The organism is Streptosporangium sp. NPDC051022, from assembly GCF_040683035.1.
GTDB lineage: Bacteria > Actinomycetota > Actinomycetes > Streptosporangiales > Streptosporangiaceae > Streptosporangium.
Genome location: NZ_JBFBCF010000012.1, coordinates 142,327 through 159,420 on the forward strand (window position 1 = coordinate 142,327; position 17,094 = coordinate 159,420).

General features: G+C 73.4%; 17 protein-coding genes. 10 read left to right on the forward strand and 7 right to left on the reverse strand.

All coding sequences use genetic code 11. The features are described 5' to 3' along the window. The first annotated feature begins 42 nt into the window (after positions 1 to 42). Positions 43 to 918: a hypothetical protein gene (locus AB0N02_RS21070; protein ID WP_363948937.1), complete on the forward strand. Its 876-nt coding sequence runs from the start codon at positions 43 to 45 to the stop codon at positions 916 to 918. Positions 919 to 1,077: 159 nt separating this feature from the next. Here AB0N02_RS21070 and AB0N02_RS21075 read toward each other — a convergent pair whose 3' ends face one another. From AB0N02_RS21075 to AB0N02_RS21085, 3 genes are read right to left on the reverse strand one after another with little or no spacing between them, the layout of a single operon-like run. Continuing rightward, the gene (locus tag AB0N02_RS21075) at positions 1,078 to 2,091 is read right to left on the reverse strand and encodes an NAD(P)/FAD-dependent oxidoreductase (RefSeq protein ID WP_363948939.1); all 1,014 of its coding nucleotides are present in this window, start codon (positions 2,089 to 2,091) and stop codon (positions 1,078 to 1,080) included. Further along, a complete protein-coding gene (locus AB0N02_RS21080) occupies positions 2,088 to 2,633 on the reverse strand; it encodes an isoprenylcysteine carboxyl methyltransferase family protein (protein ID WP_363948941.1) in 546 nt (181 codons plus the stop codon). Before AB0N02_RS21080 ends, AB0N02_RS21075 begins: the two co-directional genes overlap by 4 nt. Positions 2,634 to 2,663: 30 nt before the next feature. Beyond that, positions 2,664 to 3,749, reverse strand: coding sequence for a 3-oxoacyl-[acyl-carrier-protein] synthase III C-terminal domain-containing protein (locus AB0N02_RS21085; protein WP_363948944.1), 1,086 nt, complete (start codon positions 3,747 to 3,749; stop codon positions 2,664 to 2,666). Between the two features lie 333 nt (positions 3,750 to 4,082). On the opposite strand from AB0N02_RS21085, the gene AB0N02_RS21090 reads away from it, so the two are divergent. The 3 genes from AB0N02_RS21090 to AB0N02_RS21100 all read left to right on the forward strand — a co-directional run bounded on the left by AB0N02_RS21090 (position 4,083) and on the right by AB0N02_RS21100 (position 8,489). Then, the gene (locus tag AB0N02_RS21090; protein WP_363948947.1) at positions 4,083 to 4,988 is read left to right on the forward strand and encodes a UbiA family prenyltransferase; all 906 of its coding nucleotides are present in this window, start codon (positions 4,083 to 4,085) and stop codon (positions 4,986 to 4,988) included. A 244-nt stretch (positions 4,989 to 5,232) separates the two neighbouring features. Continuing rightward, positions 5,233 to 7,086 (forward strand): WD40 repeat domain-containing protein, encoded by a 1,854-nt coding sequence (locus tag AB0N02_RS21095; RefSeq protein ID WP_363948949.1) that lies wholly within the window; start codon positions 5,233 to 5,235, stop codon positions 7,084 to 7,086. 215 nt (positions 7,087 to 7,301) lie between these two features. Then, the gene (locus AB0N02_RS21100) at positions 7,302 to 8,489 is read left to right on the forward strand and encodes an RtcB family protein (RefSeq protein WP_363948951.1); all 1,188 of its coding nucleotides are present in this window, start codon (positions 7,302 to 7,304) and stop codon (positions 8,487 to 8,489) included. 180 nt (positions 8,490 to 8,669) lie between these two features. Here the strand turns inward: AB0N02_RS21100 and AB0N02_RS21105 are convergent, their stop codons facing one another. Then, positions 8,670 to 9,116: a hypothetical protein gene (locus AB0N02_RS21105; protein WP_363948954.1), complete on the reverse strand. Its 447-nt coding sequence runs from the start codon at positions 9,114 to 9,116 to the stop codon at positions 8,670 to 8,672. A 688-nt stretch (positions 9,117 to 9,804) separates the two neighbouring features. On the opposite strand from AB0N02_RS21105, the gene moaA reads away from it, so the two are divergent. From moaA to AB0N02_RS21120, 3 genes are read left to right on the forward strand one after another with little or no spacing between them, the layout of a single operon-like run. After that, positions 9,805 to 10,794: a GTP 3',8-cyclase MoaA gene (gene moaA / locus AB0N02_RS21110; protein WP_363948957.1), complete on the forward strand. Its 990-nt coding sequence runs from the start codon at positions 9,805 to 9,807 to the stop codon at positions 10,792 to 10,794. Further along, positions 10,791 to 11,366 (forward strand): molybdenum cofactor guanylyltransferase, encoded by a 576-nt coding sequence (locus AB0N02_RS21115; protein WP_363948960.1) that lies wholly within the window; start codon positions 10,791 to 10,793, stop codon positions 11,364 to 11,366. The genes moaA and AB0N02_RS21115 overlap by 4 nt, the downstream gene beginning before the upstream one ends. Positions 11,367 to 11,417: 51 nt before the next feature. Continuing rightward, positions 11,418 to 11,666: a DUF6457 domain-containing protein gene (locus tag AB0N02_RS21120; protein ID WP_363948963.1), complete on the forward strand. Its 249-nt coding sequence runs from the start codon at positions 11,418 to 11,420 to the stop codon at positions 11,664 to 11,666. 196 nt (positions 11,667 to 11,862) lie between these two features. Here the strand turns inward: AB0N02_RS21120 and AB0N02_RS21125 are convergent, their stop codons facing one another. Next, entirely contained in the window at positions 11,863 to 12,138 is a 276-nt protein-coding gene (locus AB0N02_RS21125) for a DUF3099 domain-containing protein (RefSeq protein ID WP_363948965.1), read from the reverse strand. A 111-nt stretch (positions 12,139 to 12,249) separates the two neighbouring features. On the opposite strand from AB0N02_RS21125, the gene AB0N02_RS21130 reads away from it, so the two are divergent. Next, positions 12,250 to 12,462, forward strand: coding sequence for a dodecin (locus AB0N02_RS21130; protein ID WP_363948967.1), 213 nt, complete (start codon positions 12,250 to 12,252; stop codon positions 12,460 to 12,462). 77 nt (positions 12,463 to 12,539) lie between these two features. Here the strand turns inward: AB0N02_RS21130 and AB0N02_RS21135 are convergent, their stop codons facing one another. Further along, positions 12,540 to 13,907: a metallopeptidase TldD-related protein gene (locus AB0N02_RS21135; RefSeq protein WP_363948968.1), complete on the reverse strand. Its 1,368-nt coding sequence runs from the start codon at positions 13,905 to 13,907 to the stop codon at positions 12,540 to 12,542. Positions 13,908 to 13,927: 20 nt separating this feature from the next. Next, entirely contained in the window at positions 13,928 to 15,427 is a 1,500-nt protein-coding gene (locus AB0N02_RS21140; RefSeq protein ID WP_363948970.1) for a TldD/PmbA family protein, read from the reverse strand. Positions 15,428 to 15,504: 77 nt separating this feature from the next. On the opposite strand from AB0N02_RS21140, the gene AB0N02_RS21145 reads away from it, so the two are divergent. Both AB0N02_RS21145 and fabI read left to right on the forward strand, forming a co-directional pair. Next, the gene (locus tag AB0N02_RS21145) at positions 15,505 to 16,209 is read left to right on the forward strand and encodes a beta-ketoacyl-ACP reductase (RefSeq protein ID WP_363948972.1); all 705 of its coding nucleotides are present in this window, start codon (positions 15,505 to 15,507) and stop codon (positions 16,207 to 16,209) included. Positions 16,210 to 16,211: 2 nt separating this feature from the next. Continuing rightward, positions 16,212 to 16,976, forward strand: a complete 765-nt coding sequence (gene fabI, locus AB0N02_RS21150; protein ID WP_363948974.1) for an enoyl-ACP reductase FabI — start codon at positions 16,212 to 16,214, stop codon at positions 16,974 to 16,976. The last annotated feature ends 118 nt before the right edge of the window (positions 16,977 to 17,094 follow it).

Sequence of the window (17,094 nt, forward strand, 5' to 3'; positions counted from 1 at the left end):
CTCCCCTCGGCCATTACCGGGCGCTTCCTAGCGTCCTGCTTCATGAGAGTCCTTATCGCGTTGCTGGCGGCGGGCGCCGCCGTCCTGCCCGTACCGGCCGGGGCGGCGGCCGCGGAGGAGCCGGTGATCCGCTCGGTGACCCTGAGCCCCGACGACCTCGTCGTCGGGCCGACCGGCGCGGTGCGGCTGGTGATCGAGGTGGTCGCCCGCGGGGTCGCCGAACCCGGCGGGGTGACCGTCCAGGTCGAACCAGGCGTCCCGGAGCGGCCCGGAAGCGGGTCCGTCCCCCTTCCCGGCCCGGCCCAGGCGGTCGGAGGGGATTCCGGAGAGCGGGACCGGGTCCCGGGGGTCTCCCCGACCGGCGGCCCGGTTTCGCCGCGGACCGAGGCGGCGACCGAGGCGGGGGCCGAGGGCGGGGTCGTCGTCCCGGATGCCGGGCCGCGCGCCGAGCAGGGGTGGGAGACCTGGCGGTTCACCCCGGGCAGGGGGCTGACCCGCCGGTATCCCGCCGGACGGTGGACCGTCGTCGTGACCGCCAGGGGAGCGGGCGGCGCGGTGACCGTCGAGCACGCCGCGTTCTGGCTGCGCCGCGAGACCAGGTTCAGCGCGGTCCAGGTGACCGGCGGGGGCTCCGGGGCGTCCGGGGTGAGGGTCAAGGGCGTCCTGAACCGGGTGGATCCGCAGGGATACCTGGACTACGCGCCGTTCCCCGGCAGGCCGGTGGACATCCTCTACCGGCGGGCGGGGGAGGAGTCCTGGGAGCACGTGGCCACGGTCACCACCGACGAGCAGGGCTGTTTCACGCGCACCGTGACGGGACGCGGGGACGGCGAGTGGCGGATCCGCTTCTCCGGGAGCGGCCACTACGCCGCCAGACTGAGCGCCGTCCACCGGCCGGCCTCGCGGGCCACCACCTGAGCGCTGGCCGGGCACTCTCCGGGCACTGTCCGGGCACTGTCCGGGCGCTGGCCGAGTGCTGCCTGAGCGCCGCCCAGCGGCTGTCGTGTCGCAGCCCCGTCTCGTGGTCCCGCCGTGGTCCCGTCGCGGTCCTGTCGCCGTCCGGCCGCCGCTGCGGCCTCACGCCAGCGCGTGCACCGCCGCCCCGAACAGGGCGGGCAGCCGCCGGGCCGCCGGGACGATCAGCCGCGCCGCCGCCGGATGCCGCCGGGTCTCCAGGAGGGCCCCGGTGAGCAGCCGGTGCCTGCGCGACAGCCGCAGCCAGGCGCTCTCGTAGGCGTGGGGGGTGCCCGCCCGCAGGCAGCCGACCAGCGTCCGCGCGGACAGCAGCGCGAGCGACACGCCCTCGCCGGTGAGGGCGTCGGTGTAGCCCGCCGCGTCGCCGACCAGCAGCACCCGTCCCGCGACCCGGGAGCGCGCCCGCTGCCGCAGTGGCCCCGCGCCCCTGACCGAGGTCGCGGCGGGCCCGCCGAGGCGGGCCGCCAGGGCGGGGAAGTCCGCCAGGTGCTCGTGGTAGCCGCGGCGCCTGGAACTCAGCACGGCCACCCCGACCAGGTTCTCGCCCACCGGCGTCACGTACGCCTCCCCGTCCGGCGCCCAGTGGACCTCGACGAAGTCCGTCCAGGGCGGGACGGGGTAGTGCCGCCGCAGGCCGTACCGCCGCGGCCGCCGGTCGGGCAGCTGAAGCCCCAGCAGCGCGCGCAGCGGGGAGTGCAGGCCGTCCGCGGCCACCAGCCACCGGGCCCGCAGCCCCGCCGCCTCGACGCCGTCGTGGCTCTGCCGTACCTCCTCGACCTTGCCCCGTACGACCCGCACTCCCAGCTCGGCCGCGCGCCGCGACAGCGCGGCGTGCAGCGCGGTGCGCCGCACCCCGAGCCCCCGCCCCCCGCGGAAGGCCGCCTGCGCCTGATGCCTGCCGTCCAGGTAGCGGATCCCCGCCAGCGTCCGGCCCTCGACCCGCACGCCCAGGGCCCGCAGCGCGGCGGCCCCGCTGGGCATCAGCCCCTCGCCGCACGCCTTGTCGACCGGGCCCGGCCGAGGCTCGACCACGACGGCCTCCATCCCGGCCAGCGCCGCGTGGATGGCGGTGGCCAGGCCCGCGGGTCCCCCGCCCGCGACCAGGACGTCGATCACGCCGGAGCCCTGCCGGGAGACGGCGCGGGGACGAGCGTGGTGAGGGCGGTCTCCTCGCAGCGGATCCGCACGACCATGAGCGCCGCGTTCAGCACGGTGAAGGTCAACGCGGTGACCCAGGCGCCGTGCACCAGCGGCAACGCCGCCCCCTCCACGGCGACCGCCACGTAGTTGGGGTGCCGCAGCCGGCGCAGCCGGTAGGGGCCGCGCCTCACGGGGGACAGGCCGGGAACCACGATCACCTCGGTGTTCCACTGCCTGCCCAGCGCGGCGACGCACCACCAGCGCAACCCCTGGGCGGCGACGACCAGGGCCAGCATCGGCCAGCCCAGCGCCGGGACGAAGGGGCGGCCCGCCAGGCCCGCCTCCAGCAGGCACCCGGCCAGCAGCCCGGTGTGCAGGGCGACCATCCACGGGTAGTGGCCGCGACCGTGGACCACTCCGCCGCGGGCCAGGCTCCAGCGCGCGTTACGGCGCGCGACCACCAGCTCGGCGAGCCGTTCGGCCCCGATCAGCGCGATCAGCGACGCGTACCAGTACACCGTTCTCCCACCACCCCTCCGCCGGCTCCGCTACCAGCGCAGCAGGACGAGTTCGGAACAGAAACCGGGTCCCATCGCGATGAGCAGCCCCGGAGTGCTGGGGGGAGGCGGACGCAGCGCGAGGGTGTCCCGCAGGACGTGCAGCACCGAGGCGGAGGACAGGTTGCCGATCTCGGCCAGCGAGCGCCAGGTGAGGTCCAGCGCGCCCTCGGGCAGCCGGAGCGTCTCGGCGACGGCGTCGAGCACCCGCGGGCCGCCGGGATGGCACACCCAGGCCGTCACGTCCCGTCTTGTCAGCCCGTGGTCGGACAGGAAGCCGTCGACGTCGTCGGCCAGATAGGTCCGCACCACGTCGGGAACACTCGCGTCGAGCACCACCCGGAAGCCGGTGTCGCTCACGTCCCAGCCCATCACGTGCTCGGAGCCGGGGTACAGGTGGCCGCGGGTGGCCACGACCACCGGCCCGGGGGACTCCTTCCGGCCGTCGCCCGTGCCGGCACCGGGACGCCGCCCGTCGCCGCAGGCCACGACGGCGGCGGCGCCGTCGCCGAACAGCGCGCTCGCGACCAGGTTGGCGATCGAGGCGTCGTCGCGCTGCAGGGTGAGGGAGCACAGCTCGACCGACAGCAGCACGGCCACGTGGCCGGGCCAGCCGCGCAGGTAGTCGTGCAGGCGGGAGATCCCGGCGGCCCCCGCCACGCAGCCGAGCCCGAACATCGGCACCCGCTTGACGTCCGGGCGCAACCCCAGACGCCCCGCCAGCCTGGCGTCGATCGACGGCGCGGCGATCCCGGTCACCGACGTGAACAGGATCATGTCCACGTCCTCGGGGGCGAATCCGGCCGCCTCCAGCGCGCCGCCGACCGCCTCGGCGCCGAGCTCGACGGCGACCTCGACGAAGGCGTCGTTGGCCGCCCCGAAACCGTCGAGCTTGGCGTACCGGTCGAGCGGCAGCGCCAGGTGGCGGGACCCGACCCGGGAGCTCACGTGCAGCCGGTCGAGCAGCCGCCGGTCGGCGCCCTCCGGCAGGCAGAGCCGCGCGAGCGCGTCGGTGATCTCTGCCTGGGGGTGACGGTTGCGGGGAAGCGCGCCGCGGACAGCGGCGATTCGCGTCATGTGGCGATTACCCCCGGACAGAGGAAGGCACGGACACCTGCCTTTTGCCCGCCTGAGCGTAGGGCATGCTTCCTGAGAGCCCCCTGAGAAGCTCCCCGGAACCCCTGTTCTGCTTATGGCCTGTTTTGTGGATTCTTGTCGCGGTCGCCCGGACGGTGCTCCGCCGCGTTGCCGCCCACCCCGCGAAAACGCCGTGCGAGCTCCGCGCTCGCCGCGGGGACCCGGGGCCGGGCCGCCCGTGACTCCGCCGCTAGCCCATCCGCCTCGCGGCGCATCCATCCGGCCGGCCCTCGTCACGGCGAAGATCCGCGAACAGGCCTTAGCATCGGTTCCGTGACGAGCCGACAGCGGGGGCGGGGGCGGACACGGGAGGCGGCGCGGGGCCGGAGCCGGGGAGCCGGGAACGTCGCCGTCGCGCTGGCGCGGGCCTGCCATCCGGAGCCGACCGCGGCGGTCACCGTCATGGTGACGGCCCTGGCCGTGGCCTGCGGGCGCGACGCGGCCGGGTGCGCCCTGGTGGCCGCCGCCGTGCTGACGGGGCAGCTCTCGATCGGCTGGTGCAACGACGCGGTCGACGCGGGCAGGGACGCCGCGGCGGGCCGTACCGGCAAGCCGGTCGCCGACGGCACGCTGGACGCCGGGACGGTGTGGGGCGCGGCCTTCGCGGCCCTCGCGCTCTGCGTGCCGCTCTCCCTGGCCTCCGGGCTCGCGGCGGGGACCGTCCACCTGGCCGGCGTCGCCGCGGCCTGGGCCTACGACCTCGGGCTGAAGGCCACCGTCTGGTCGTGGCTGCCGTACGTCGTGGGATTCGGCGTCCTGCCGCCGTTCGTGACCCTCGGCCTGCCGGGCGCGCCGCTGCCCGCCTGGTGGGCGGTCCTGGCGGCAGCTCTGCTCGGCTGCGGGGCGCATCTGGCCAACGTGCTGCCCGACATCCCCGCCGATCTCGCCACCGGGGTCAGGGGCTGGCCGCAACGGCTCGGCGCCGCCCGCGTGCGCGCGCTGGTCCCGCTGCCGCTGCTCCTGGCGACCGGGCTGCTCGTCTTCGGGCCGCCCGCGCCGCCGGGGCCGTGGGGATGGGCCGCGCTCGCCTCGGCGGCCGCGCTCGCCTCGGCCGGCCTGCTGCTGGGCGGCCGGTCGCCGCGGATGCCCTTCGCCGCGGCCGTCGCCGTCGCCGGGGTCGCCGTCGTGCTGCTGCTCGCCAGGGGAGGCGCGATCACGGCGCCCGTCGCGGGCCCCTGAGCGGGGGAGCCGCGCCGGGCGCACCGCCTTTCGCGGTCGCGGGCATTGTTCGTCCTTGCCGGGGAACGACGGGCAGGGCAGGATCTCACGGATCCCACCCCACCTCCGGGTGGAGTCACGCGCACGTCCACCGGCCCGCCCACGTCCACACGGAGGCGCACGCACTCGCATGAACTCGCACGTGCCCGCACCGGCGTCCGCCGCCGATCCGCCGTACCCGTCAGAAAGACCGATCAGGGAGCCCATGCCCGACGCCCGACCGTGGGATCTGGACACGCTGCTGCACGCCGACCCGCGCACCCTGGCCCCCCTGCTGGACCGGGCGGGCAGCCCGCAGGCCAGGCTTGAGGCGGCCGTCTACCGCACCTCCCTCGACGCGCACGCGACCCGCCCCGGCGAGCGCAGGTGGCTGCTCAGCCTGGACTCCGCCCGATGGGGGGCCACCGGCCTGCTGGCCGCCCTGGCCCCGGACCGGCCGGGATGGCACCCGCTGTGGGCGACGGGGGCGCGGGTGGACGGCCGCCTGCGGCTGGCGTGGCCGGAGACCTCGTGGGGAGCCTCGGCCGAGGCGGTGGTCACGGCGGGCGGCCGGACGCTCGTGGTGGCCGGAGGCAGGGACACGGCGTCGTTGCGCGACATCCGCACCGGTGAACGCGTCGGCAGGCGGCTCGTACCGCCGGGCCCGCCCCCCTGCCTCACCTCCGTGGCCGTGGCCCGGCCGGCGGGGCGCCCCGTCGTGGTCGCGGACGGCCGGGACCCCGGAGCGGGCACGCCCAGGGTCGAGATGTGGGACGCGGAGACGGGGGAGCACGTGGGCTCGATCCCGACCGGCCACGCCGCGGGCCTGACCGGCGTGGCCACCGCGGTCGTCGACGGGCGCGCGGTGGTCGTCACCACCGGCTGGGACCGTGTGGTCGAGGCACGCGACCTCCTCACCGGTGACGAGATCTGCCCCCCGCTGCTCGGCACCGACGCGGTGCACGCCGCCACGGCCGTCCGCAACGGCCGGGCGGTCGTCGTCACCACCCACGGCAAGGGCGGCAGGCGGATCTGGTGGCTGCGCGCGGGCGGTCCGTTCATCCCCGCCGAGGGGCCGGTCCCGCCGCCCGCCTGGTGCGGGGTCGCCGCCGAGTGCGAGGGGGGCCTGCGACTGTACGGTCCCGGCACCGGCGAGCCGTCGGGGCCGCCGATCCCGTACGCCGCTCTGTCCTGGGGCGTCCACCCGGCGGTGTGCGACGGCAGGGCGGTCGTCGTCACCGGCGGTTCCGACGGCCGGATCCGGGTGTGGGACGTCGAGGCGGACCGGCTGCCCGGCAGCCCGCTCCCCGGCCACACCGCCCAGGCGCGCGAGCTGGCGGTGGTGGTGGGCGGCGGCCGTACGGCGGTGGTGAGCAGGGACGAGCGGGGTGGCGTGCGGACCCGTGACGCGCTGACCGGGCAGCCGCTGGACCCGCTGGACCTGTTGGAGCCGGTGGATCCGGTGCGGGGGGAGCGGAGCGTCCGCGTCCTGGTGGGCGAGGACCGGAGGATGACCCTGCACGCTCTCCACGGCGGCCCGCCGCTGGGCCCTCCCCTCGGTCCCTTCGCGGGCACCCCCGAGGTGGCCGTCACCGAGCTGGACGGCGTTCTGGTCGCCTTCACCGGCGACCGCGCCGGATCGGTCGGTCTGTGGGACGTGCGGGCCGGCGAGCGGCTGTGCCCGGCGCCCGAGCGCCCGGCCGGCGGGGTCGGAGAGATCGGCGCGGTGACGATCGCGGCGCTGGACGGCGAGCAGGTCGCCGTGGCCGGCGCGGGCGGCGGCCCAGTGCGGATCTGGGAGCTGCGCACCCGGCGGCAGCTGCACCCGCCGGTCGAGGCGGAGGAGGTGTGCGCGCTCGCGGCGACCGAGCTGGACGGGCTGCCCGTCCTCGCCACCGGTTCCAACAAGGGGGCATACGGGCAGGTACGGCTCTGGGACCTGCGCACCCGCGGGCCGCTGGGGCTCCCTGCGCTCTTCCCCGAGCGGGTCCACGCGCTCGCCTGGGCCCCGGGAGGCGTCCTGCTGGTCGCCTTCGGCCACGACGTGGCCGCCGTGCGCCCGCCGCGTCTCACGCCGTGATCCGCGGGCGTGATCCGCGGGCGTGATCCGGGGGAGTGATCCGGGGCGGGACCGGGAAGGTGCCTCGGGAAGCGGCCCGCCCCGCCCGGCCGGGGCGCGCCGGCGATCTTAATTCGGTTGCGGGGCGGCAGTGGGTTCTGGCGTCATTGACGTCGCCGGCCACCTGGGCCGGCGGAGATCCGGCTCAGGCCCGGTTGGAGGGAGGCGAAGCGGCGATGACGTACAACGAGGTGGTGGGGGGCCGCGCGCCAATCCGCATGTGGGCCGATCCCGCCGAAGTCGAGCCGAACGTGATGCAGCAGCTGCGCAACGTCGCCAACCTGCCGTGGGTGCACGGTGTCGCGGTGATGCCGGACGTGCACCACGGAAAGGGCGCGACGGTCGGTTCGGTCATCGCGATGCGCGACGCGGTCTCACCCGCGGCGGTCGGCGTCGACATCGGGTGCGGGATGACCGCGGTGAAGACCTCCTTCAGGGCGGAGAACCTGCCCGACAACCTGGGGTACCTGCGCTCGAAGCTGGAGCAGGCCGTCCCCGTCGGATTCGGGCACCACAAGACGCCGGTCGATCCGGCCAGGCTGCACGGGTTCAAGACCGCCGACTGGGCGGGCTTCTGGAAGGACTTCGAGACCCTGGCCCCGGCGGTGCACGCCAGGAGGGAGCGTGCCGAGGTCCAGATGGGCACCCTGGGCGGCGGCAACCACTTCCTGGAGATCTGCGCCGACGACGAGGGCGCGGTCTGGGTCGTGCTGCACTCCGGGTCGCGCAACATCGGCAAGGAACTGGCCGAGTTCCACATCGGGCAGGCCCAGCGGCTGCCGCACAACCAGGACCTGCCCGACCGCGACCTCGCGGTGTTCGTCGGCGGCACGCCGCAGATGGACGCCTACCGCAGGGACCTGTTCTGGGCGCAGGACTACGCGCGGCGCAACCGGTCGATCATGATGGCCCTGGTGTGCGACGTCCTGCGGCGGCACCTGCGGGGGATCGCCTTCGAGACGCCGATCTCCTGCCACCACAACTACGTCGCCGAGGAGAGCTACGACGGCGTGGACGTCCTCGTCACCCGCAAGGGCGCGATCCGCGCGGGATCCGGCGAGTTCGGCATCATCCCCGGCTCGATGGCGACCGGCACCTACATCGTGAAGGGCCTGGGGAACGCGGAGGCGTTCAACTCGGCCTCGCACGGGGCCGGCCGCCGGATGAGCCGCAACAAGGCCAAGAAGACCTTCACGCTGGAGGACTTCAGGGCGCAGACCGACGGCGTCGAGTGCCGCAAGGACAGCGGGGTGATCGACGAGATCCCGGGAGCCTACAAGGACATCCGGTCGGTCATGGCGGCGCAGACCGACCTGGTGGAGGTGGTGGCCCACCTGCGGCAGCTCGTCTGCGTCAAGGGCTGAGGCGGGCCGGACCGGTCTCGCGCGCCCGGGGCGGAGCGCCCCGGGCGCGGCGGCAACGGTGCGCCGTGCGGTGGCTGTGCGGTGGCTGTGCGGTGGCTGTGCGGCGGTTGTGGCGCGCGGTGTTCCGGAAGGCGTCCCCGGGTCCTCCCCGGCCTCGGGGGCGTGGGTGCCGGGCCGACGTCAGGTCGTGGGATCCGGGCAGGTCCCGGGGCCGGCCTCGTGCTCCGGTGTGTCGAGGCCGGGCCGCTCCTCACCGCCGCGGGCCGGCTGGACCCGCCCGTCCGTCGAACGTTCCAGCCGCTGGCGCAGGCGGTACCTTCTGGATCTCTCCAGCCGCCGGTCGGCGTCCAGTGTCCCGCGGAACACCAGGACGACGGCCAGGAGGATCACCGACGAGCCGACGAGGAACGGCACCGTCTGGATGGCGTCCTCGTCGCTCCCGGCGCCTCGCGCGGGGGCGCCCGGGGGGCCGTGCCGCGTGCCCGAGCGCGCCCAGGCGCTCGCCGTCACCGTCGCGAAGCGTCCCGGCGCGGCGTCCCCGCGGTTCCGGCCGCCGGTTTCGGCCGTGCCGTCCGCGGCCGTGCCGTCCGTGGCCGATACGGCGGCCCTCACGGATGCCCGATTCACCGAAAAAGTGTGCGCCCTCTCCGGTTCCCCGGGAAAAAGGGCGAACCGCCTCAGGGGTTTAGTGCGTGATTCATTTGCCGTTTCCGGAGAGCGTGTTTGCGGGATCGTGTCCGCGGTGCTCTTCGCGAGCCCGGGCCCGCGCCGGAGACCCGGGATGTGCTCGCCGTCCGCCACGGAGGACGGCCCCGTGAGCAGGCCGGAAGGGTGACCGGCCGCGTGGACGGGCGCGCAGGGAATGATCATGAGCAGGGGCGCCGCGAGGATAAGCCCGCGTATGCGTTTGTCCGGTACCAGGCTCATGCGGGTCCGGCTCCCTTCACGCTGCGGAGGTTGTCGATACGGATTATGAGCGTGCTCCCCATGCTTTCCATGACACGGCGGATCTTGGCACCAAAGCGTTATGCGATAATTAGACATATATCCATGAATCACCTACGTGGTTTCTGGGATTTATATGCGTTTTCGCCGGGCCGATGGCGATCCGGAGCACTCGCTCCCGCGCGCCGAGGTCACCCCGAGGGGACGGGAGGCGGACCCGGAACGGCACGGAACGGGACGGGCGGTGTCTTTCAGGAATCAACCTCCCGGTGATGATGTTGTCGCCGAAGGGGAGCCTGGTTTTCGGGTCCGGCGAAGGACGGCCTTAGGCTGGCTCCCTGCCACGACGGATGTGAGGAGGTGACGCCCCATGCTGCGAGACTCGTTCGGCCGGGTGGCGACTGATCTGCGGGTGTCCCTCACGGACCGCTGCAACCTGCGGTGTTCGTACTGCATGCCGCCCGAGGGCCTCGACTGGCTCCCCAAGCCCGACCTGCTGACCGCCGACGAGATCGTCCGGCTGGTGACCGTCGCCGTGGAGCGGCTGGGCGTCACCGAGGTCCGCTACACCGGCGGCGAGCCGCTGCTCCGCCGCGAGCTGGTGGACATCGTGGCCCGTACCGCGGCGCTGCGGCCCGTGCCCCAGGTCTCGCTCACCACCAACGGCATCGGATTGGCCCGGCTCGCCGCGCCCCTCGCGGAGGCGGGCCTGTACCGGGTGAACGTCTCCCTCGACACCCTCGACCGGGAGACATTCGTCGCGCTCGCCCACCGCGACCGGCTGGCCGACGTGCTCGAGGGCCTGGCCGCCGCCGACGCCGCGGGCCTGCGCCCGGTCAAGGTCAACGCGGTGCTGATGCGCGGGATCAACGACAACGAGGCCGTGCCGCTGCTGCGCTACTGCCTGGAGCGGGGATACGAGCTCCGCTTCATCGAGCAGATGCCACTGGACGCCCAGCACGGCTGGCGCAGGGAGAACATGATCACGGCCGACGAGATCCTCGCTCGGCTGCGGGAGGACTTCGACCTGACCGGAGACGACCCCGTGGAACGTGGCAGCGCCCCGGCCGAGCTGTTCCTGGTCGGGGGCGGCCCGGCCCGGGTCGGGGTGATCGGCTCGGTGACCCGGCCCTTCTGTGGCGCCTGCGACCGGGTGCGGCTCACCGCGGACGGCCAGGTCCGCAACTGCCTGTTCGCCACCGACGAGTCGGACCTGCGGACCGCGATGCGTTCGGGGGCGGGCGACGACGAGCTCGCCGAGCGCTGGCTGGCCGCGGTACGGACCAAGAAGGCCGGGCACGGCATCGACGACCCGTCCTTCCTGCAGCCGTCCCGCCCGATGTCCGCCATCGGCGGATGACCGCCCGCCACGACGCGTGCATCCTGGCGGGCGGCCTCGCCAGGAGACTCGGCGGGCGGGACAAGCCCGGCCTGGAGGTCGGCGGGCGCCCGCTGGTCGAGCGGGTGGCGGCGGCCGTACCCGGCGCGGAGAGGCTGATCGTCGTCGGGCCGCCCCGGCCCGGGCTGCCCCGGGCCGTCTTCGTGCGGGAGGACCCGCCCGGCGGAGGACCGGTGCCCGCGCTGCGGGCGGGCATGACCGGGGTGGGCGCCCCGTGGGTGGCGCTGCTCGCCGGGGACCTGCCCTTCCTGGCCGCCGGGCACGTGGCGGCGCTGCTGGAGGCCGCCTCGCCGGGGGCGGGGGCGGTGCTCGTCGACGACGGCGGCCGGGAGCAGTGGCTCGCCGGAGTCTGGCGTACGGCGGAGCTCGTCCGGGCGCTGGCGGGCTACGAGGGACGGTCGTTGCACGGGCTGCTCGCCCCGCTGAACCCCGCCGGGCTCCATCTTCCCGGGGCGCCGTGGTTCGATTGCGACACGCAGGAGGACCTGCGGCGCGCCAGGGACGGCGAGCCCGGCGCGCGGGCACAGGAGTGAACGCCGGCGGAGAGACCTCCGGCGGCCGTGATCACAGACGAGGAGCGAACGGTGAACGTGCTGGCGGAGTGGATCGAGCTGGTCTGCCGGGAACTGGGAGTCGACCCCGCGACCGTCGACCGGGACGCCCTGCTCGACCTGACCAAGGAAGTCGCCCACGGGGTGGCCCGCCCGGCGGCGCCGCTGACGGCGTACGTGCTGGGCCTGGCCCAGGGGGCGGGCTCGGCGCCGCAGGACGCGCTCGAGCGGGTGGTCGCGCTGGCGCAGGAGTGGGAGAGGACTGCCGGAGCCGGCGAGTAGGGCCGACGGTATCCTGGGTGATCGGCGTAAGCCCGGAGAAAGGGCGACGCCGGGTGGTTACGGGGGCAAACCACCCGGCGTCGCTTCATCGGCGTTCCGACGGGGGCCCGGAACGCCGGCACCAGTGCCCCGACGGGGGACCAGGGCACTTGCTTAAAGCGTACACCTCCAACCCCTGAGATGCGTCAAGAGTTAGTCACGACCCGATCTCGCGTCGGTGGCGTGGAATCTCGTTCTGGCTGCTGTCTGTAACGTCAAACGCACTCGGAGCTCCACGTTGCGGGGCGTTGGCCCCGATTACGGCAACGTATGGCAAAAAGATCGCCCCGGCGAAGAGCAGCAGCCGCACGGGCAGCGGAGCGGGCACGGTGAAGGCGAGAATCAGGCATACCAGCCGGATGCCCATCTTGATGAGATAGTTTTTCTCGCGCTTACCGATGTCCTCGCTCAGCGACGGTTGCGCGTCGGTCACCTGGTGGACCGTGTGCCGTCTGCGCCATCTCTTCACACCTCCAACCTAGACCTCGCCTCCGGCGGGTGTGAAAGTGCGTGCGACCATGGCCTCCTCGGCAAGGAGGACGCGATGACGGATCGTACGTACCGGGTGACCGAGATAGTGGGCACGTCGGGGGAGAGCATCGAGGCGGCTGTTCGCAACGGTGTCCGGCGCGCCTCGCAGACCCTGCGTCACCTCGACTGGTTCGAGGTGACCGAGGTCAGAGGGCACATCGTCGACGGCGAGATCGGGCACTTCCAGGTCGGCATGAAGGTCGGCTTCCGCCTCGAGGACACCTGACCGGGACGTCGGGCCGCCGCACGGTGCCGCACGGTGCCGGACAGGCCCGATTGACCTATCCGGCAGGTCTGACCTGCCTAACTGGCCTGGCTGACCGTCGACATGTTGAAGTCGGGCACCCTGATCGGGGGCATGACGGCGCGGGTGAAGTAGTCGTTCCATTCGCGGGGCAGGGTCTGCTCGGCCGCCCCGATCTCGGTGAGGCGGCCGAGCAGGTCGACCGGGCTCTCGTTGAAGCGGAAGTTGTTCACCTCGCCCACGACCTCGCCGTTCTCCACCAGGTAGACGCCGTCGCGGGTGAGCCCGGTCAGCAGCAGGCTCTGCGGGTCCACCTCGCGGATGTACCACAGGCAGGTGAGCAGCAGGCCCCGCTCGGTCGAGGCGATCATCTCCTCCAGGGATCGGCCGCCCTCGGGCCCCGACATGATCAGGTTGTCTATCGCCGGGGTCACCGGCAGACCGGTCAGCTCCGCCGTGTGCCTGGTCTGCAGCAGGTGCGTCAGCGTCCCCCCGGAGATCCAGTCGGTCGGCGCCAGCGGCATGCCGTTGTCGAACACCGAGCTCTGCCTGCTGGAGGCGTGCGCGACCACGAACGGCGCGCACTCGACGCCCGGCGCCGCGGGATCGCTGTGCAGGCGGACCGGAAGGGGGGAGAGGCTCTCCCCGGCGCGGGTGCCGCCCCCGGGCCTGGAGAAGACCGTGCGGCCCTCCAGCGCGTCCCTGGCCCCGGCCGTCCAGTACAGGTAGATCATCAGATCGGCCACGGCCGTCGGCGGCAGCAGCGTCTCGTATCGGCCCGCGGGCAGGTCGACGCGCCTCCTGGCCCACTCCAGGCGCCGGGCCAGCGAGGAGTCCAGCGCCGCCACGTCCACGTCGGAGAAGTCCCGGGTGGCCACGCCCGCCCACGCGGAGCGCCTCATGTCGGACGACTTGGCGTTGAGCTCCAGGCGTCCCGTCGGCTGGGTGTGGCGGAGCCGGACGCCCGCCGAGGTGCCGACGAAGGTGGTGGTCACGATCTGCTCGGCGAAGCCGTACAGCCTGCGCCCTCCCGCCTCGGCGGCGGCGAACGCCTCTCCGAGCGCCGGGGCGAACGTGCCGAACACCCCGATGGAGGTGGGCTCGGCGGGCAGGTCCCAGTCCGCGCAGCCGGTGCCCTCGACCATCGGCCTGGCGTCCTCGGACGGCTGCGCGTCCTCGGCCGCGTGGTCGGCCGCCGCGACGATGTCGGCGAGCTGCTCGGGGCGGACCGCCGCCCGTGAGACCACGCCGACCCCGCGCCCCGCGATCGAGATCACGGTGAGCTGCGCCGAGCGGGTCACGCCGTTGGTGGTGAGCGTGTTGCCCGCGAACCGCAGGTTGGCGCTGGAGCTCTCGTCCACGATCACGACGGTGTCGTCGGCCGTGGACAGCTCCAGGGCTCTTTCGATGATTTCCTGGGGACTCATCCCGCTGCCGCCTCGTTCGCTCACTTGCCACTCTCCTGCAGGGTGTTGAGAACGCGCACGTCGCGGAAGAGCGCCGACGGGCAGCCGTGGCTGACCGGGGCGACCTGGCCGGGCTGGCCCTTGCCGCAGTTGAACGCACCGCCCAGCACATAGGTCTGCGGGCCGCCGACGGCCGTCATCGACCGCCAGAAGTCGGTGGTCGTGGCCTGGTAGGCGACGTCGCGGAGCTGGCCGGCGAGCCTGCCGTTCTCAATCTTGTAAAACCGTTGCGCGGTGAACTGGAAGTTCGACCTCTGCATGTCGATGGACCAGCTCTTGTCGCCCACGACGTAGATGCCGCGCTCCACACCGGAGATGAGGTCCGAGGTGGACGGGCCGCCGGGGGCGGGCAGCAGCGAGACGTTGGCCATGCGCTGGATCGGCGTGTGGCCCGGGGAGTCGGCGAAGGCGCAGCCGTTGGAGGCGCCGAGCCCCTTCAGCAGCGCCATCCTCCGGTCGAGCTGGTAGCCCACCAGGAGGCCGCCGGAGACGATGTCGAACCGTCTGGTCGCGACGCCCTCGTCGTCGTAGCCGATCGTCGCCAGGCCGTGCTCCGTCGTGCGGTCGCCGACGACGTTCATCAGCGGCGAGCCGTACACCAGCGTGCCGAGCAGGTCGAAGGTGGCGAAGCTGGTCCCGGCGTAGGCCGCCTCGTAGCCGAGGGCACGGTCCAGTTCGGTGGCGTGCCCGATGGACTCGTGGATCGTCAGCCACAGGTTCGACGGGTCGACGACCAGGTCGTAGCGTCCGGCCTCGACCGAGGGGGCCCCGAGCTTCTCCGCGAGGTGCTCGGGGATGCGGGCCAGCTCGCCGGGGAAGTCCCAGGCGGTGCCGGTGAGATACTCGTAGCCCCGGCCGGCCGGCGGGGCGAGCGTGCGCATCGACTCGAAGCGGTCGCCCTCGGCCTTCATCGCCTCCAGCTGGGGATGCACGCGCACCCGCTGCTGGACGGTCGAGGTGCCCGCCGTGTCGGCGTAGAACTTCTGCTCCTTGACCTGCATCAGCGAGGCCTGGACGTGGTCGACCCGCGCGTCCCTCAGCAGCCCCTCCGACCAGTCGGCGAGCAGGGCGACCTTGTCGCGCATCGGGACCTCGAACGGGTCGACGTCGTAGGCGGAGACCCAGGTGACCCCGGAGTGGACCGGCTCGGGGGCCAGCTCGACGGGCTCGCGGTTGACCGGCGCGGAGACGACGGCCACCTCGATCGCCTGCTCGGCGACCCGCACGGCCGCCTCGGCGGTGAGCTCGACGCCGGCCGCGAACCCCCACGTGCCGTCCTTGACGACCCGTACGGCGTAGCCCAGGTCGTCGGCGTCGCTGGAGCCCTCGAGACGGGCGTCCGACAGGCGCAGAGTCTCCGCCCGGATGCGCTCGAACCGGAAGTCGGCATGCTCGGCGCCGAGGTCACGGGCGCGCTGCAGGGCCGCGTCCGCCAGCCGCCTCATGGGCAGGGCGAGGAAGTCGGGATCGATCTGGCGCATGTCAACGATCCTAGCCCTGTGATCTTGTCCCTCACGGACAAGAGGTTTACCCCCGGGTAGCCGATACCGTCGGGTTCATGGCTCGATCTGTTCTCGTAACCGGCGGCAATCGCGGCATCGGCCTCGCGATCGCCCGCGAACTCGCCAAGGCCGGTGACGCCGTCGCCGTGACCTACCGTTCCGGACAGCCCCCTGAGGGACTGTTCGGCGTGCGGTGCGATGTGACCAGCACGGCCGACGTCGACGCGGCGTTCGGGAAGGTCGAGGCCGAGCACGGCCCGGTCGAGGTGCTCGTCGCCAACGCGGGCATCACCAAGGACACGCTGCTGCCGATGATGAAGGAGGAGACCTTCACCGACGTCATCGACACCAACCTGACCGGCGCCTACCGGGTGGCCAAGCGCGCCACGCGCGGCATGCTCAAGCTCAAGCGCGGCAGGATCGTGCTGATCTCCTCGGTGGTGGGCATGCTCGGCTCTGCGGGGCAGAGCAACTACGCCGCCTCCAAGGCGGGACTGATCGGCTTCGCCAGGTCGGTGGCCCGGGAGCTGGGCTCGCGGGGCATCACGGTCAACGTGGTCGCCCCGGGCTTCGTGGAGACCGACATGACGGCCGAGCTCGACGAGGCCTACCAGGAGCAGATCCGCAAGAGCATCCCGCTGGGCCGCTACGCGAGCACGGAGGAGATCGCGCGCGTGGTCAGGTTCCTGGCGGGTGAGGACGCCGCCTACATCACCGGGGCCGTGATCCCCGTCGACGGCGGCCTGGGAATGGGGCACTGACAATGGGAATCCTCGAAGGCAAGCGCATCCTGGTCACCGGCGTCCTGACCGACGCCTCCATCGCCTTCTCCGTGGCCAAGCTGGCCCAGCAGGAGGGCGCGCGCGTCGTGCTGACCGGGTTCGGCAGGCTCAGCCTGGTCGAGCGCATCGCCAAGCGGCTGCCGGAGCCGCCGCCGGTGATCGAGCTGGACGTGCAGAACACCGAGCACCTCGACTCGCTGGCCGACCGGGTCGGTGAGCACCTGGAGGGCCTCGACGGCGTGGTGCACTCCATCGGCTTCGCCCCGCAGAGCTGCCTCGGCGGAAACTTCCTCAACACCTCGTGGGAGGACGTGTCGACCGCCCTGCACATCTCGACCTACTCGTTCAAGTCCCTGGCCGTCGCCTGCCTGCCCCTGATGAAGGAGGGCGGCTCGGTCGTCGGGCTCGACTTCGACGCGAGCAGGGCCTGGCCCGTCTACGACTGGATGGGCGTGGCCAAGGCCGGTCTCGAGTCCTGCTCCCGCTACCTGGCCCGCGACCTCGGCAAGCACGGGATCCGCGTCAACCTGGTGGCCGCGGGGCCGCTGCGCACCATGGCGGCCAAGAGCATTCCGGGCTTCGCCGAGTTCGAGGACAGCTGGCCCGAGAAGGCGCCGCTCGGCTGGGACCTGAACGACACCGTGCCCGCCGCCAAGGCGTGCCTGGCGCTGATGTCGGACTGGTTCCCCGCCACGACCGGTGAGATCGTGCACGTCGACGGCGGCGTGCACGCGGTCGGCTCCTGACGTCCGCCGGTCTCCGCCGCTCCTGAGACGTCCGTCCTGAGGCCTCCCGCCGGTCGGGGAGGGGGAGAGTGTTGCCCGGATTTTGTTTTTATAGGTGGTCGGCGGAGAATTTAAAAAA